This window comes from Vibrio viridaestus, assembly GCF_003856525.1.
Classification (GTDB): Bacteria; Pseudomonadota; Gammaproteobacteria; order Enterobacterales; family Vibrionaceae; genus Vibrio; species Vibrio viridaestus.
This window is the reverse complement of record NZ_RJVQ01000003.1, coordinates 683,025-698,025: the sequence shown is the minus strand read 5'-3', so window position 1 is coordinate 698,025 and position 15,001 is coordinate 683,025. Positions and strand designations below refer to the sequence as shown.

Genomic DNA, 15,001 nt, shown 5'->3' with positions numbered 1-15,001 from the left:
ATCGCTTCTTTTATCCCTTTTTCGTTATTTGCAACGGTGAAAAAGATATCGAGTGGACGAATATAAATGTCGAGATTTGCCTTGCCGGTATCAACACCGACATTTAAGTTTTGAAGTGTGTTTGTATTCATAATAAGCTAACTCTTGCTTGCGTAATGCGGGTTCGAGACCCAGTCGAGTATTCGAGTTTAGTGCTTGGAGTTCTATGCCACGTTCCTGTTTGTTATCGGTCTCTCGATAGAGGAGCCAGCGCTCAATCGAACTATGGCATAGAGGGCTTTAGTTGCAGCTAAAGCTTGGGTCTCACTTTACCCTAATTTGGAGTAGTTATTATCCATACAAACAACTTAAGAGTGATTCAGCACGCTTGGCACTTTTTGTTTGTGTTAAGTTCAGTGTTTAAGGCGGTCAAATTAAGTGTCGTGGTTTCTTATTTCACACCTTGATTGGGCGTTGGTATGACTCCCACTGTCAAGTAAGACGTAAAAATTCTGCCCATTATTTCAGAGCCAAATTGTTAATAGGGATAGTGTTAACGCATAGCTCAAGCAAGTACTTTCGTCGGTTATCATGCTGGTATTCGTAGGTTACTTATCCAGAGATAAGCAGAGCTTACCTTACTTAATCCGTCGTGGCACCTGTCTTCAGTCTAGGCTCGTAGTTCAACAGATGGTATCTGTTGCTATCCTAACGCCGTCGGAGTTTATGCCACAGCCGATGCTTGATATTTTGCGCTAACACTAATTTAAAATTCATGCAGGTAACCTTGCTAAACGTGTTTTGGGGTCAATGTTAGTCACAACAACTTCTCTTGCGATAGCCCATATAAAGGCCACCATTTCTCTGGCAATCGCGGTGACCACAACACTGCGGTGTTTACCTAAAAACATGAGACGCTGATATCGGCGGCATAACCTCAGTTGAGCCAGCCATGCAATGTCTATGATTTCTTTAGGTAGCCCTTCCTGGCGTATTTGTAATTCACTGGAGATATTAGGCTTATATTTGTAAGTATGTGCACCTTCAACTAATAACCGTCTTGCTCTGGAGTTTCCACACTTTGTGATAGGGCCTTGTTTTCGCCGTTGTCCACTTGAACTTTCAGATGGGACTAGCCCAAGGTAAGCCATAAGTTTTCTTGGGTGGTCAAAACGCCGTAAATCACCAAGTTCTGCAATCGTGCCTAAAGCGATAAGTAACCGAACACCTCTCATCGCTTGTATTGCTTTGACAACCGGATAGTACCGCCATTGTTTTGCCTGATGGAGAAGCTCATTATCCAAACGTTGCAAACGAGCTATTCGTTCTGAGATGGTTTGGATCATTTCCTGAAGAACAATCTGTTGACTATGGTGAGGTAATACTAAAGCAGTCAGCCAGCGTAAGTGTTTTTTAGACCAGTTATCTTTGACTTCGGTCTGAATATTATTTCTAAGTAATAATCCTTTAAGCTGCATTTTTGCATCTTTAAGATCTTTCATTGCTACTTCCCGGGCGCGAGATAAATCACGGATAGCTTCATCTTCGGCTTCAGGAACGTAGATAGGGTTCAGCTCATCAGCACGAAAAAGTTTTGCCAATTTAGCCGCGTCACGCTTATCGGTTTTGACTTTATCACCTGGCTTTTTAGGGATGAGAGATGGGGCAACGATAAAGCAATGATGACCGAGACTGGTTAACAGACGATAAATCCAGTAACCACATGGACCGGCTTCATAAATAAAATGTAGAGTAGCTTTGGGATATTGGGACTGAAGCTTTTGAGCAAGTTTGATGAAAGCAGATTTAGAAGAATCAATCCGGCCGTAGGTGATAGGGACCTCACCACGATTATCTTTTAAAACTGAGACTTGGGTGAAAGATTTATGGGTATCTAATCCAATAAAAATAATGGTATCGTTGTTCATGCTAGCCTCCGAATTTAGTTCTTTGCAAACTAATTATGGCTCTGGCTTAGCTAACCCACGAAACAGGAGGCTAGCACCTTCGTGGGAGTCATTATGTCTATAAAGTGGAGATATTATGAGTGAGCTAGTCGTAACATTATTGGAAAAGATTAAATCGTCAGATTGGTTGTCTAGTGCAGCAATCATCTTCCTACTCGCTTGCTTTTCTTATCGACCTATGCGGGAATTATTGCGAGAGCATAAGCAGAATAAATCAAAGTTATTGAAGCAAGCCTTAGATTGTGAGGCTATTGAAGGAATGGAGAAGGAATATATCCGTTCATTAATAGTTAAAGAGCAATTTGGCTTAGCTACGGGGCTATGGGCTGATGAGAAGTTTAGACAATTAGCTGTCAAAATTGATTTAGATAAAGAGGTCAACATCTCTATGAGGCAAATTGTTCTTGCAAAGGAGCATCTTGAAATTAGTGAGGAATGCAACTCTCTTACTGTCAAACTAACCAAAGGTGAGCGACTCAAGTCAAAGGTTGATGACATTTTTGGAAAAGCCTGTCTATTCATTGGTATTTGTTTAATTCTGTTGTCGCTAGTTAGCTTCGCATTTATTGGTTGGCAAAGTGTAGCTTTTTTACTTCTAGGTGTTTATTTTATCTTTATTGCTTTTTTTAGTGCAGCATTGTCTAAGCCTGCTTCAGTAGCACATCAGATAGAACCAGAGCTTGAAAAGCTTCATAACAAGTTTTTTAAGAGTGATTCGTAACGCAGCGCGTTAGCTTTTGTATTGCGTTACTCACACCATAGTAATGTGTTATTACCTTTGAGGAAAAAATGGAACTTAGAGCATTTGAAAAGGAAGACTTTGATCTGCTTATTAGCTGGATTAGTTCTGATGAATTGAACTACCAATGGGGTGGCTCCAAGTTCAGTTTTCCGTTGGACTTCGCTCAACTCAGCCAGCATTGTGCTCAACCTGAAGTCATTCCCTTTATCTTTGTTGTTTCTGGGCAAAGTGTAGGCTACGTTGAGCTGGTTAAAGTTACTGAGTCCCATTTCCGAATTTGCCGTGTATTCGTATCAAACCGATTTCGGGGGCAGGGAATGTCTAAGTCAATGCTAAATCAGCTAATCAAACTCGCAAAAATGGAATATCAAGCCCGCACTGTGTCACTTGCAGTATTTGACCGAAACACAGTGGCGAAAAACTGCTATAAGTCATTGGGTTTTGTCATTACCTCAAAACAAATCGGCACTAGATCATTTAATGGAGAAGTTTGGGATCTTTTGCTCATGGAAAAAAGGTTATAAAAAACGCTTTAAGACAGATTCACAATACTGGGCGGTTTTGGTTTGATTTATCAAGGAGAGATTCAAACATGTCTATACACATATGGCTCGCATTTGTACTCACAGCTAGCCTAATTCTCATTGTTCCTGGACCAACGATTATCTACGTTGTGGGGCAATCACTGAAATATGGACACCGAGCTAGTGTACCGCTATCAATCGGAGTCATTCTTGGCGATGCTTTATGCATTATATTATCGCTAGTCGGCTTAAGCGTGTTTCTGTCTGTATTCTCAACCGCTTTTATTTTCATAAAATACCTAGGTGCGGGATATTTAATCTACTTAGGTGTGAAAATGTTTCGATCTGGTTCGACAGTCAGCCCACAACAAATTGACTCTTCGGATTTTAATTCAAAAAAATTATTTAAAGACGTCTTCTTGGTGAACGCTTTAAACCCTAAAGGTATCGTGTTTTATTCCGCGTTTATGCCTCAGTTTGTTGTTCCTCAGAGCAATGTCGTTTATCAATTTAGTATTTTGGCGGTAACTTTTTTATGCCTAGCCTTTATTAACGTGACTTTTTATTCTTTGTTAGCGTCGAAAACCATGAAACTATTTAAGAACTCAAAGTTCCTAAGAGCATTTAATGTCACTGGTGGGTTATTTCTTGTCGGCGCTGGTCTATATACAGCGACAGTGAAAAGAAATTAATCATAGTGAGTGAAAACTTATCAAAGTGCTCAAGTAGACCCATAAGGTTTGGGAGCACTTTGTTTCAAACGTCTTTACGGCTCACAAAGATAAATTGACAACTGATCGTATCTATATAAAAGTGATTGTATGAAACTTAGTCAAATGCAACTCAACAATCGAATTATCATCATTCCTTAGGAATGGTGGGATTTTGTGTACTTTGGATAGATCAACCCACCCTAAAAGGTGGGTTTTGTTTTTCTGCCTTTTAGGAATCAGATCCTTGGAGGATAGAAATGAAAAAGGTAGCTGTTTTTGGAAAACCTGGCAGCGGAAAATCGACAGTCAGCAAAGCGTTAGCCTTATCAAGTGGGCTTCCGCTTTATCAATTGGATTCAATCGTCTATAAGCCGAACGGTGAGCTTGTCGCGAGAGAAGAGTTTGATGCTGCACATAACGATATTTTGAGTTTAGATGCGTGGATCATTGATGGTTTTGGTCCCATCAGCTCCTTTTATGAACGCTTAGCGGCTGCCGATAGCCTTGTCTATATTGATCTCCCATACCCTGTTAGTTATTGGTTTGTCACCAAACGCTGTTTAAAAGGGCTCTTTGTAAAGCCAGAGGGATGGCCCGATGGAAGCTCGGTATTAAAAGGCACATTGAATAGCTATAAGACACTCAAACTCTGTCCAAAATTTTGGAACGATAAGTTCTTATCCAAGCTCATGGAATACTCGAGTAGTAAAAACGTCTACATAATAAGAACTGTGAGTGAGTTGAATGAATTCGCGTTAGGAGAAACGTAGCGTTAAATTTAGAGCATTAGAGGGATTATGGACACTATTTACACTTTCTCGGATGAGAGAATAGCGCAATTACACTCATTATTCAGGCACGCTTGGTGGGCGAAAGAACGCACTTTAGAGGAAACTATTCTGTGTGTTAAAGGGTCGCAATTGTGTGTAGGAATCATTGATGATCAGAATCACTTAGTCGGTTTTGCCCGAGTACTGAGTGATTACCTTTTTAAGGCTCTCATTTTTGATGTCATTGTGTGTCCAACGCAACGAGGAAGTGGTCTGGGTAAACAACTAATTACGGCAATACAAACGCATGAAGCGCTATCTAGTGTTAAGACTTTTGAACTTTACTGCCTTCCTGAAATGGATTCCTTCTACGCTCAGTTAGGTTTTAGCCCGGAAGTCGGAGGTGTCCATCTGATTCGTAAGGTAAATGACTCGTACTAGCAATAACATGCTGATTTTAATGATAATGTTAAGGATGGAAACCGCCCGGCGTAACTCACTAGGCGGTCATTTTAGGGACAGATCCAACGATAAGGCTGGTCACTCTATAGAACTTGTTCTGAAATGGCTTTGGAGACCTGTATAAAGCTCTCACGCAGCAAGGTTGCTGTTCGCGATTCCTCAACACCAACGCGGTGAAATAATCCCCATTCATAAACAATTTCGGCTTCGGTCGGAATCACTTTGATGCCTTGATTTGCGATACCAAATGCAGAAACAGGATCCACAACCGCAATGCCTAGACCTTCTTTTGCAGCCGAAATGGCATTAAGAGAGTGATTGGTCGTCATGACATGCTGCGGTTTAATGCCTTTCTCATTTAAAACCATATCGATCTTATGCCGAATACGAAAACTGTTGGCCAGTGTTAAAAGACGACGCTGCTCGAACAGGTCGAAGGTCGCTATGTCGATAGCGTCGTTTTCCGGAACAACGGCCACTAACTTGGATTGGGTCATGGCAAGGCACTCTAAACCATCATGAGACAGTGGTAGTGCACTCACGCCATAATCGACCGTACCTGAGAGTAGCGCCTGCGCAAGACGCTCTGCATCCAGTGTGATCAAAGAAACCGTATCAGGTAATTCATTATTCATTAATGACAATATTTTCGGCACCAACCCTGCAGCCATTGTTGGTGTCGCGGCAATGGTCAGAGAGCGAACGTGCTCATCACGAATAGACGCAGCGCGATCCGCCAACTGTTCATAGCCAACGAGCAACCGTTGCGCCTCTTCAAAAAACCGTAACCCTTTCGGCGTGGGGGAAATCCGTGGACCGTTGCGCTCAAAAACGGGAAAGCCAATCACCGCTTCTAAGTCACGAATCACGCGGGTGATGACTGGCTGACCAATACCAAGTTGTTTTGCTGCTCCTGTCATAGAGCCTGACGCCATTACTGCGACAAATGCCTGGATACCACGAATATCTGGCATTTCATTATTCTTATTTGACATAAATAGCCCCGTATGATTTATTTAAAGCATAATTCATTTTATACATAAATAAGCGCCTACGATGCATTTTAGACATATTAAGTCTTAATATGAAGGTGCAAAGCAAAATGAGAGCCTAAATGACTGATTCTTATGATCCAGTGAACGTGACACAAGAGGGGACTTCGGTTAGTGAGACCTTAACCAAGTTACGACCTGAGTATGCACATGGCGCTATCGCTTGTCGAGAAGCGGTATTAAGACCATCAGATGAGCTTGAACTTTCACAAGAGCTGCGTAGTGCGATTGCCCGCCGAATGGCGATGACTGCAGCGCATCCGGAAGCCTTGTTAGTTGATTTTCCGATGCCTTCTGATGACTCGTTAAAAGCGTTTGCTCAAGGTGATGCGTTAGATGACTCAACGCTATCTACACTGGCCGCTCATGTCGATATGATTGCCAGCTATCCATCAAAGGCGTCTGAGCAGCATCTGATCGATCTTCAGGAAGCGGGTTTTTCGGTGGCGCAGATTATCGCTATTTCTGAGCTTTGCGCTTATGTGTGTTTTCAAATCCGATTGTCACATGGTCTGTCATTACTGGAGGCATCAGCATGAGTAAGCTCCCTCAGATGAAGGTTAAGCCTTTAACATGGACACCGTATTTACCGCCGGTTGAGTTAGAAGATGCGACACCGGAACAATTAGCGGCGATGAAAGTGACGCCTTCCGCGAAGAAGGTATCGCCTTACGTCCGCACGCTTGCGCACGATCCAGAGAGCTATGTGGCACGAACTACATTATTTAATGCCATTATGTATGTAGAAGGTGGACTGCCACGAGAAGATCGTGAGTTGGGCGCATTAGCTGCATCATTAATTAATGGTTGCCAATACTGCGCTAACGTACATGCTCGGCAACACGCGCATATCACGAAGTCGAGCGACGTTATTTTTTCTCTCTACTCAAAGCGACACGATTCTCTGTCTGAGCGCGATAAAGCGATTATTTCATTTGCCGATGCATTGACCGTGACGCCTCCGACAGCGGATAACTCACATATTGAAGCGCTGAAAGATGTTGGTATGAGCCAACTTGAAATCATCGATCTCATTCACGCTGTCGCGATTTTTGGCTGGGCTAATCGACTCATGCATCCACTCGGACATTCTAATTAAAGGCATTGCTATGACTTATAATCAAGAAGGTATTACGACGTTAAACCAACGGGTAGCGAAAGATTTAACGCTACTCGAATTACCATCCAAATCTTGGGTAGAACCGACTTACTTTCAAGAACAACGTGTTTGGGACGTGTTGTTTGTCGGGGCAGGGATGTGTGGTCTTGCAGCAGCGGCTAAACTCAAGTTTGCTGGTGTCGATAATATCGTGCTTTATGATCGCGCGACCCAAGGGTTAGAAGGCCCATGGGAAACGTTCGCCCGAATGGAAACACTTCGTTCTCCTAAAACGCTTGCTGGGCCGTGTCTCGGTATTCCATCACTCACGTTTCGTGCTTGGTATGAAGCACAATGGGGTGAAGAAGGTTTTGACGAGCTGACGCTTGCTCCGAAAGGCGTATGGATGGACTACCTCCGTTGGTATCGCGATGTTTTATCTCTTCCTGTCGTCAATGAGACTCGCATTGTCGAAGTGCAAGATGTCGGTAACGATTTGGTTGCGGTGAAGATTGAAGATAAAGCAGGACAGCGTACTGAATACTGTCGCCATCTTGTGTTGGCAACGGGTCGTTCTGGTATCGGTGGTGGTGCAAGCCCTGACTTTTTAAGCAAAGTTGATCGCAAATACTGGGCGCACAGTGCAGATCCTATCGATTTCAGTGCGTTAAAAGATAAGCGTGTTGTGGTAATCGGCGCGGGTGCGTCAGCAATGGATAACGCTGCAACGGCACTTGAAGCAGGCGCAAAACAAGTGGATATGCTGATTCGCCGTAAAGAGATGCCGCGTATTAACAAGATGACCGGGATCAGCTCTCAGGGCGTGGTCAATGGTATGCGCTATCTGTCTGACGAATGGAAATACAAGTACATCGCGTACGTGAACGAACAGCAGGTGCCACCACCTCGTCTTTCTACATTACGCGTTACTCAACATGACAATGCTCGCTTATTCTTAGGATGTCCGGTTGAATCGGTAGTTGAGAATGAGTCAAACATTTCGGTCCACACACCTTTAGCAACGTTTGAAGCCGACTTCTTGATCTCAGCAACCGGTTTTCGTAACGACTTTCAGGGTCGTCCTGAGTTCTCCTCATTTGCTGATCATATTCGCACTTGGAAAGATGGTATTTACCAGCCATCAATGGGAAAACCTTACTCAAGTATGCTCAACGCACCTTACTTGGGAGAGTCATTTGAGTTCTTAGAAAAAGAACCTGGAGGTTGCCCCGTTTTAGCTAAGATTCACTGTTTTAACGATGCGGCAATGCTCTCTCACGGTAAGCTTTCAGGGGATATTCCTGCCATTTCAAATGGTGCTGACCGACTGATGCGAGGCATCGTTGCACAATTATTTACGAGTAACGCAGAAACCTATTTTGAGCGCTTGCAAGCGTTTAATAACCCAGAGCTTCAGGGTGACGAATGGGAAGACGCCAGCCAAACACTTATATCACAACAAGACCGCACTAGCGGCTGATACGCCTTCATAAAAGGAAAAGGAAATCATCATGATAAAACTAAAACGCTCGCTCTCATGCCTTTTAGGGCTAAGTATGACCGCGCTCAGTGCAAGTAACGCAATCGCTCAGGACTATCCATCGAAGTCTGTGGATGTCTTAGTCGCTTTTGCTCCGGGGGGGGGTACTGATGTTGCTGCTCGAACAATTGAACCTTATATCGAGAAATACCTGGGTGAAGACCTGGTTATTGTCAATAAGCCAGGTGCGGGTGGCGAAGTGGGCTTTTCACTGTTAGCTAACAGCGATCACGACGGCTACACAATGGGCTTTATTAACCTGCCAGCGATGTACAGCTATTCTTACGAGCGTAAGACATCTTACTCTCCAGAGAGCTTTACTGGTGTGGCTAACCTTGTTTACGATCCAGGTGTTATCGTTGTTCGTTCTGACAGCAAACTGAAAACACTTAAAGATTTGGTTAACTACGGTAAAGAGCATCCGGGATCACTACCTATCGGTACCTCTGGTTCTGTTGGTTCATCAGAGCACATCGCAATTTTGAGTGTTGAAGCGGCGACAGGCGCGAAATTTAACCACGTTCCATTTGGCTCAACAGCTCCGTTGCGCACAGCTCTTTTAGGTGGTCATATTCAAGTTGCTGCATTCAACCTTTCTGAAGCGGATGAATATGTTGCTGATGGCTCTATGCGTCTTCTTGGCGTTATGAGTGAAGAACGCAGTGAAATGGCCCCTGATACGCCGACATTTAAAGAGCAAGGCGTTAATGTTATTTCAGGTACATCACGTGGTTTGGCGGTTCCTGCCGGTACCGATCCGAAAATCGTGAAAATCCTATCTGAAGCGGTCCACAAGGCGATGAACGATCCGGAATACCTAGCAAAAGCGAAAGCGGCAGGCGTTCCTGTTCATTATCTGGGCGGCAAAGATTACGAAAACTTCCTAAAATCAGTGAGCAAGTCTCTTGATGCAGCATGGGCTGCTACTCCTTGGACAAAATAAGAACCCAAGGTTTATAAATGGCCACAATCCTGTCTGGATTGTGGCCGACTATTATTTTCCATATTAGGAGCAATTCTATGAGCTTTCGAATGGCCGAATCTCTTGTCGCATTAGGCATGATTGTTCTGGCGATTTTAGGATGGTTCCAAATCCAAGATCTGCCGAATGATGCCCTCATGTTTCCAGCAGTACTACTGCTTATCATCGCAATTTTATCCGCGGCATTATTTGTTCGAGGCTTAATTGGTAAAGCGTCACACTTCAAACAGTACAGTAAAGACGGCTGGCGTTTTGCGATTTCTACCAAGCGTATGTTGTTTGGGTTTCTCACACTTGCCCTGTACTTTTTAACCATCCCATATGTTGGTTTTTTCACTTGTTCTTTCATTCTTATTATCGCTGTTGCAAAAGGTGCTGGTTATCATAAACGACTGCCGCTTGCCCTTTCTGCGTTCGGATTTTGTATCTTCGTATACCTCATTTTTGTCGCGCTGTTTGAACGCCCGCTACCAAAAGAGTTTTTTGTCACTCTATTCGCGAACTCTATCTAAGGACTCATCATGGAAATGCTAAACGCTATATTTCACGCTCTTCCAGAAGTTCTGGCATGGCAAAATATTCTCGCGATGGTCGTGGGTACACTGGCGGGGATGATTGTTGGTTCGTTACCGGGTCTGACGGCCACAATGGCTATCGCTGTTCTTATTCCTCTTACTTTCTCAATGTCACCATTGGTGGCGTTGGGTATCATGGCGGGTATTTATAACGGTGCAATGTATGGTGGTGCAGTGCCTGCCATTCTACTGAATGTACCAGGAACGCCACCTTCAATTGTGACAACGTTTGACGGGCACCCATTAGCGAAGCAAGGCCGCGCTGCACTGGCATTAAAAGTTGCGTGTTGGTCATCTGCTATCGGTGGTGCGTTTAGTGCCATTTCATTGATGGCGCTGGCTCCACCACTAGTTAAAGTCACATTATTGTTTGGCCCTGCTGAGTATTTTTGGCTCGGTGTATTAGGTATGTCATCCATTGCGATTTTGCTGGGTAAAGATCCGATTAAAGGCTTACTGGCAGGCGCTTTGGGTCTGCTACTTGGTACCGTCGGCTCCGATGTGGTTACGGGTGAACAGCGTTTTACTTTTGGTCGTCTTGAACTGATTGATGGCATTAGCTTATTGGTCATCTTGACGGGTTTGTATGCGGTTCCGCCTGCAATCCGCATGATCGAAAAGCGTTTTGCTGAAAATCAAGATCGCATCGAGATCAAGAGCCATCCGGACGATCGCTTTTTCAAATACTTTAAGTATCTGTTACCGACTTGGCTGAAGTCTTCATTAATCGGTATCGGTGTGGGCATATTGCCAGCAACCGGTGGTTCGATGGCTGCGTTTCTGTCTTACAACGAACTGCAACGTACTGCCAAAGACAAAGACAAATTTGGTAAAGGTGATGTACGCGGTGTTGCTGCTGCAGAAACTGGTAATAATGCCGATAACTCTGCCGCGATGATTCCGGCCTTAGTGTTGGGTGTTCCGGGAAGTGGTGTTTCTGCCGTTATTCTTGCTGGATTATTAGTTCACGGTTTACAACCTGGACCTCAGCTATTCCGTGATACGCCAGATGTTGTTTACGGGTTTATGTGGCAGATGCTTTTCACCTCATTCATGCTGTTTGCATTAGGTGGTAATGTCGCCATTCGCCTTTTTGCCCAAGTCATGCGTTTGCCACAGGTTATTCTTGCGCCAATGATCATGTGTTTAACGTTGGTCGGCATTTACGCACTGTCCAATGACATGTTCAATGTTTGGCTGATGTTTGGCATGGGGATTATCGGCTACATTCTTAGTCGTCTTGATTTCCCGCTGGCACCCGTTGTACTGGGTCTGGTTCTTGGCAATATGATCGAACAGAACCTGCGCCTAACCTTGTTAATTAGCCAAGGTGATGTGGCCGCATTGGTGGCATCGCCACTGTCGAAAGGTTTCTTCAGCCTATTCGTTATATTGTGTTTGGTTCCAGTTTATCGATATGCTCGACGAGTAATCGGAAAATAAATGAGAGAGTCAGCTAAATGCTGGCTCTTTTTTTATTAGTATGAATTATTTAAAAGTTCACGTTGTTTTAAAGGTATTCAATTAGGTTAGAGTTTACACTGCATTACTCACCCTGAAATGGACATGTAAGTTCATGAAAAACGTATTAGTCATTAACGCAAACCCTAAAGCGAATAGCTTATGCAAATCGTTAGCTGAGCAGTATATTTCTGTTGCGATGGAACAGAACCACGTAGAGCAGATTAATATTGGTGATATGGATTTCCAAATCAGTTTAGATGAGGGATATGATCGTATTATCGATTTGGAATCTGATCTCGTCGATTTCCAAGAAAAGATTACCTGGTCTGAGCATATCGTCATTGTCAGTCCTGTTTGGTGGGGTACTATTCCAGCTAAATTCAAAGGGGCTATCGACCGTACTTTTTTACCCGGTTTTGCCTTTAAATATACTGCGGGCAAAGCTATTCCAGAGAAGCTGCTCAAAGGACGTACGTCAGAACTGATTATCACCATGGATAGCCCACCTTTTTGGTATAAGTACGTTATGGGGAATGCAATTGATAAACAATTGAAGAATTCCATTTTGGAGTTTTCTGGTATTAAGAATGTGGCTTCGACCTATTTTGGACCCGTGATTAACTCGAGCATCGACAACAGACAAAGCTGGTTAAATAAAGTAGCGAAGTTGGCAGCTAAGAGACAATAAGTGGCAAATTCACATAGACCAGCTCTTGTATGTCCTCAATTGGTTCAATTACTGGCTAAATTAGTACATGTCTAATTACAATTGAGTAAGTCACGGCAATGGTTATCAACTCGCTATTGCTAGCTGACCCAATTGAACCCCACATCAAATGAGTAATCCCTTCCATTCTTTGCCTAAAAATCCAGCCGTCAATTTATAAGCATCAATTTTGGCACAATTAGTGCATTTGCTAACAATGAATTGTTGATAGGCATTGAAACGCCTATAAATGGCTATTCACTTCAAAAGGTAAGTAGATAAACAGCTAGGTTATAAAAATTACAAAGAGAGGAGGTTTCATGATGAAACTGGTGTCTAACGTTCATAAGGCTTTTGTACTAAAAGAAAGTAACAAGCTTTCTGCCTCTATCGAATTAAATCGCAATGCTATTGCCGATTTTTTTGGTATTCATGAACAGAGCAATGAGATGGATGATTTTGTCGATATTGTCGATCATCGACTCACTGAATATTTGCGCTGTAAAGAAACGGTGCAATCACATACTAAGCGGTTTGTGAGTACGATCCGTCAGTTTATTATTGATAGACGTATGCCAAGGTCACTCTGCACCAATACGCGACTCAACGAATTTTCGATCACCGTGATTAACGAAATCATCGAGTATTCAAACGGCTATCGACAAGCGGCGTAGCTGCCGCTCTGTCTACTTGGAAGTCTAACGCTCATCTTTAGACGACTCCATGACGACCAGAGTCGTAATCGAACGGACTTGCGGACATTCACCCAATACATCGGAGTGAAAACGTTTGTAAGCCAGTAAATCTTTTGTCTCTACCCGCAGTAAATACTCATGTTCTCCCGTGATATTGTGGCACTCCACGACTTCTGGAATAAACTGTACATATTCTCTGAACGCTGTCTGCGATTGTTTTCGGTGATCCGATAGACCGACGGAGACATAAGCAACGAAACCGATTTCCAGTTTTTGCTTATCAATCACTGCTCGATACCCTTTTATCACTCCCGTACGTTCAAGTTCCTGAACTCTTCTCAGTGTCGCAGAAGGCGAAAGACCGATGCGTTCAGCTAACTCCACATTGGATAATTTTCCATTTTGCTGCAGTTCTTGCAATATTCTGTCGTTATACCTATCCATACGTAACGTTGTTGTTGAAATTGAATTTAATAGCGCAATATAAGCACAAAATTGCTCCCATTCCTACGTATTATTGTTGTGTCTAAACGATGTTGATAGTCGGATACATCGTCAAGATAACGTTCGAGTAGTACGTGTTTGGGGTAGAGGGGAGTATTATGAACATCACAAAAATCGAGTCACATCGGGCTATTGGTTATCTATGTGCGATAGCCGCAACTGCAATTTGGTCTGGTAATATTATCGTTGCTCGTGGGTTAAACACGAGTATTGAACCGGTTAGCCTCGCATTTTGGCGTTGGGTTGTCGCCGTGGTCTGTGTACTTCCCTTTGGATTAAAGGCGATTATTGTTGAATGGAAAGCGATAAAACGTCACATTATTTATCTTTTGATCACCGCTGTCTTTGGCGTAACCCTGTTCAATACGCTTATCTACAAAGCGGGCCAAACGACAAGCGCCATCAATCTGTCTCTTATCTCATTAACCTTTCCTGTTTTTGTCATCGTGGCCTCAAGACTATGTCTTAATGAGACCATTACGACTAAAAAAGTCTGCGGGATTGCCGTTGTACTCTTTGGCATCCTGATGCTTTTGACGGGTGGGGATTTCGATAAGCTAAGACACCTTAACTTAGCGAGTGGTGATGGATGGATGCTGTTAGCCGCAATGTCATTTGCAATATACAGTCTGTTGTTAAAATTTAAACCGAAAGAACTGAGTGTTTGGTCTATGCAACTGAGTACGTTTGCACTGGGACTGTTGATTCTTACGCCCGCTTACCTATGGACGTCTCACGGTCAACCCAATACCTCTTGGGAGCCGACAACACTGCTGTCTGTCATCTATATCGGTGTATGTGCATCACTTGTGGCTTTTACTATGTGGAATCAGGCGATTATAAATATTGGTCCGGTTCCGTCAGGTATGCTCTATTACTCTTTGCCCTTATTTTCTGGCGGGTTAGCCTTTGTGTTTTTAGATGAGCCCATAGGATTGATACACCTAGAGAGCGCGTTGCTAATTATCGCTGGCATTATGTTGGCGAATAGCCGCCGAACCCGTTTCTGGAGGGGTGAACAAGCTTGAGTGAATGCTATTAAATGAACTAACTTTGCAAAATAAGGCAAGAATTAGAGACGATCAGATTACGGTGTTAACGACAAATATGGCCAGAATAAACTCTTAGAGGTGAGTGTGTGGACGAGCCTCGTCTAAAAGGAGTTTTACTTTTATGTGCCATAAATGTCGTTCTTCATCCCATCAGCACGATAAACCGTCTGATTCG

18 protein-coding genes and 1 pseudogene are annotated in these 15,001 nt (G+C 43.4%); 15 read left to right on the top strand and 4 right to left on the bottom strand.

Going from position 1 to position 15,001, the window contains the following annotated elements; translation table 11 throughout:
- A pseudogene (locus EES38_RS10730) lies at positions 1–131 on the bottom strand (IS110 family transposase); the annotation flags it as partial.
- A 439-nt stretch (positions 132–570) separates the two neighbouring features.
- Here EES38_RS10730 and EES38_RS22155 point away from each other — a divergent pair.
- Positions 571–738, top strand: coding sequence for a hypothetical protein (locus tag EES38_RS22155; RefSeq protein ID WP_166434242.1), 168 nt, complete (start codon positions 571–573; stop codon positions 736–738).
- A 14-nt stretch (positions 739–752) separates the two neighbouring features.
- Here EES38_RS22155 and EES38_RS10725 read toward each other — a convergent pair whose 3' ends face one another.
- Positions 753–1,907 (bottom strand): IS110 family RNA-guided transposase, encoded by a 1,155-nt coding sequence (locus EES38_RS10725; protein WP_124937174.1) that lies wholly within the window; start codon positions 1,905–1,907, stop codon positions 753–755.
- 115 nt (positions 1,908–2,022) lie between these two features.
- Here EES38_RS10725 and EES38_RS10720 point away from each other — a divergent pair, with 115 nt between their 5' ends.
- From EES38_RS10720 to EES38_RS10700, 5 genes are all read left to right on the top strand, one after another.
- Complete coding sequence (locus EES38_RS10720) at positions 2,023–2,667, top strand: hypothetical protein (RefSeq protein WP_124937173.1); 645 nt, start codon at positions 2,023–2,025, stop codon at positions 2,665–2,667.
- 68 nt (positions 2,668–2,735) lie between these two features.
- Positions 2,736–3,212, top strand: coding sequence for a GNAT family N-acetyltransferase (locus EES38_RS10715; protein WP_124937172.1), 477 nt, complete (start codon positions 2,736–2,738; stop codon positions 3,210–3,212).
- A 68-nt stretch (positions 3,213–3,280) separates the two neighbouring features.
- Positions 3,281–3,904, top strand: coding sequence for a LysE family translocator (locus tag EES38_RS10710; protein WP_124937171.1), 624 nt, complete (start codon positions 3,281–3,283; stop codon positions 3,902–3,904).
- Positions 3,905–4,182: 278 nt separating this feature from the next.
- Positions 4,183–4,695, top strand: coding sequence for a P-loop NTPase family protein (locus EES38_RS10705; protein WP_124937170.1), 513 nt, complete (start codon positions 4,183–4,185; stop codon positions 4,693–4,695).
- Positions 4,696–4,722: 27 nt separating this feature from the next.
- Positions 4,723–5,136, top strand: a complete 414-nt coding sequence (locus EES38_RS10700; RefSeq protein WP_124937169.1) for a GNAT family N-acetyltransferase — start codon at positions 4,723–4,725, stop codon at positions 5,134–5,136.
- A 104-nt stretch (positions 5,137–5,240) separates the two neighbouring features.
- Here the strand turns inward: EES38_RS10700 and EES38_RS10695 are convergent, their stop codons facing one another.
- Complete coding sequence (locus EES38_RS10695; RefSeq protein WP_124937168.1) at positions 5,241–6,152, bottom strand: LysR family transcriptional regulator; 912 nt, start codon at positions 6,150–6,152, stop codon at positions 5,241–5,243.
- A 119-nt stretch (positions 6,153–6,271) separates the two neighbouring features.
- On the opposite strand from EES38_RS10695, the gene EES38_RS10690 reads away from it, so the two are divergent.
- The 8 genes from EES38_RS10690 to EES38_RS10655 all read left to right on the top strand — a co-directional run bounded on the left by EES38_RS10690 (position 6,272) and on the right by EES38_RS10655 (position 13,249).
- Positions 6,272–6,748 carry a hypothetical protein gene (locus tag EES38_RS10690; protein ID WP_124937167.1) on the top strand — a complete coding sequence of 159 codons (477 nt, stop codon included), beginning with the start codon at positions 6,272–6,274 and terminating at the stop codon, positions 6,746–6,748.
- Positions 6,745–7,308, top strand: a complete 564-nt coding sequence (locus tag EES38_RS10685; RefSeq protein WP_124937166.1) for a peroxidase-related enzyme — start codon at positions 6,745–6,747, stop codon at positions 7,306–7,308. Before EES38_RS10690 ends, EES38_RS10685 begins: the two co-directional genes overlap by 4 nt.
- Before the next feature lie 10 nt (positions 7,309–7,318).
- Positions 7,319–8,788, top strand: a complete 1,470-nt coding sequence (locus EES38_RS10680) for an NAD(P)-binding domain-containing protein (protein ID WP_124937165.1) — start codon at positions 7,319–7,321, stop codon at positions 8,786–8,788.
- Between the two features lie 31 nt (positions 8,789–8,819).
- Positions 8,820–9,791 carry a Bug family tripartite tricarboxylate transporter substrate binding protein gene (locus EES38_RS10675; RefSeq protein ID WP_208020428.1) on the top strand — a complete coding sequence of 324 codons (972 nt, stop codon included), beginning with the start codon at positions 8,820–8,822 and terminating at the stop codon, positions 9,789–9,791.
- 77 nt (positions 9,792–9,868) lie between these two features.
- On the top strand, positions 9,869–10,342 hold the full coding sequence (locus EES38_RS10670) for a tripartite tricarboxylate transporter TctB family protein (protein WP_166434241.1): 474 nt from the start codon (positions 9,869–9,871) through the stop codon (positions 10,340–10,342).
- Between the two features lie 9 nt (positions 10,343–10,351).
- Positions 10,352–11,848 carry a tripartite tricarboxylate transporter permease gene (locus EES38_RS10665; RefSeq protein ID WP_208020427.1) on the top strand — a complete coding sequence of 499 codons (1,497 nt, stop codon included), beginning with the start codon at positions 10,352–10,354 and terminating at the stop codon, positions 11,846–11,848.
- Positions 11,849–11,981: 133 nt separating this feature from the next.
- The gene (locus tag EES38_RS10660; protein WP_124937163.1) at positions 11,982–12,557 is read left to right on the top strand and encodes an NAD(P)H-dependent oxidoreductase; all 576 of its coding nucleotides are present in this window, start codon (positions 11,982–11,984) and stop codon (positions 12,555–12,557) included.
- Positions 12,558–12,895: 338 nt separating this feature from the next.
- Positions 12,896–13,249 (top strand): hypothetical protein, encoded by a 354-nt coding sequence (locus EES38_RS10655; protein WP_124937162.1) that lies wholly within the window; start codon positions 12,896–12,898, stop codon positions 13,247–13,249.
- Between the two features lie 24 nt (positions 13,250–13,273).
- On the opposite strand, the gene EES38_RS10650 is transcribed toward EES38_RS10655, so the two are convergent.
- Positions 13,274–13,714 (bottom strand): Lrp/AsnC family transcriptional regulator, encoded by a 441-nt coding sequence (locus EES38_RS10650; RefSeq protein ID WP_124937161.1) that lies wholly within the window; start codon positions 13,712–13,714, stop codon positions 13,274–13,276.
- Between the two features lie 158 nt (positions 13,715–13,872).
- Between EES38_RS10650 and EES38_RS10645 the strand changes: the two genes are divergently transcribed.
- Positions 13,873–14,802 carry a DMT family transporter gene (locus EES38_RS10645; RefSeq protein ID WP_124937160.1) on the top strand — a complete coding sequence of 310 codons (930 nt, stop codon included), beginning with the start codon at positions 13,873–13,875 and terminating at the stop codon, positions 14,800–14,802.
- Positions 14,803–15,001 lie beyond the last annotated feature (199 nt).

Excerpts from the sequence above, each read along its gene's own strand:
- EES38_RS22155 (WP_166434242.1), top strand. The coding sequence starts at position 571 with ATGCTGGTATTCGTAGGTTACTTATCCAGAGATAAGCAGAGCTTACCT.
- EES38_RS10725 (WP_124937174.1), bottom strand. The coding sequence starts at position 1,907 with ATGAACAACGATACCATTATTTTTATTGGATTAGATACCCATAAATCT.
- EES38_RS10720 (WP_124937173.1), top strand. The coding sequence starts at position 2,023 with ATGAGTGAGCTAGTCGTAACATTATTGGAAAAGATTAAATCGTCAGAT.
- EES38_RS10715 (WP_124937172.1), top strand. The coding sequence starts at position 2,736 with ATGGAACTTAGAGCATTTGAAAAGGAAGACTTTGATCTGCTTATTAGC.
- EES38_RS10710 (WP_124937171.1), top strand. The coding sequence starts at position 3,281 with ATGTCTATACACATATGGCTCGCATTTGTACTCACAGCTAGCCTAATT.
- EES38_RS10705 (WP_124937170.1), top strand. The coding sequence starts at position 4,183 with ATGAAAAAGGTAGCTGTTTTTGGAAAACCTGGCAGCGGAAAATCGACA.
- EES38_RS10700 (WP_124937169.1), top strand. The coding sequence starts at position 4,723 with ATGGACACTATTTACACTTTCTCGGATGAGAGAATAGCGCAATTACAC.
- EES38_RS10695 (WP_124937168.1), bottom strand. The coding sequence starts at position 6,152 with ATGTCAAATAAGAATAATGAAATGCCAGATATTCGTGGTATCCAGGCA.
- EES38_RS10690 (WP_124937167.1), top strand. The coding sequence starts at position 6,272 with ATGACTGATTCTTATGATCCAGTGAACGTGACACAAGAGGGGACTTCG.
- EES38_RS10685 (WP_124937166.1), top strand. The coding sequence starts at position 6,745 with ATGAGTAAGCTCCCTCAGATGAAGGTTAAGCCTTTAACATGGACACCG.
- EES38_RS10680 (WP_124937165.1), top strand. The coding sequence starts at position 7,319 with ATGACTTATAATCAAGAAGGTATTACGACGTTAAACCAACGGGTAGCG.
- EES38_RS10675 (WP_208020428.1), top strand. The coding sequence starts at position 8,820 with ATGATAAAACTAAAACGCTCGCTCTCATGCCTTTTAGGGCTAAGTATG.
- EES38_RS10670 (WP_166434241.1), top strand. The coding sequence starts at position 9,869 with ATGAGCTTTCGAATGGCCGAATCTCTTGTCGCATTAGGCATGATTGTT.
- EES38_RS10665 (WP_208020427.1), top strand. The coding sequence starts at position 10,352 with ATGGAAATGCTAAACGCTATATTTCACGCTCTTCCAGAAGTTCTGGCA.
- EES38_RS10660 (WP_124937163.1), top strand. The coding sequence starts at position 11,982 with ATGAAAAACGTATTAGTCATTAACGCAAACCCTAAAGCGAATAGCTTA.
- EES38_RS10655 (WP_124937162.1), top strand. The coding sequence starts at position 12,896 with ATGATGAAACTGGTGTCTAACGTTCATAAGGCTTTTGTACTAAAAGAA.
- EES38_RS10650 (WP_124937161.1), bottom strand. The coding sequence starts at position 13,714 with ATGGATAGGTATAACGACAGAATATTGCAAGAACTGCAGCAAAATGGA.
- EES38_RS10645 (WP_124937160.1), top strand. The coding sequence starts at position 13,873 with ATGAACATCACAAAAATCGAGTCACATCGGGCTATTGGTTATCTATGT.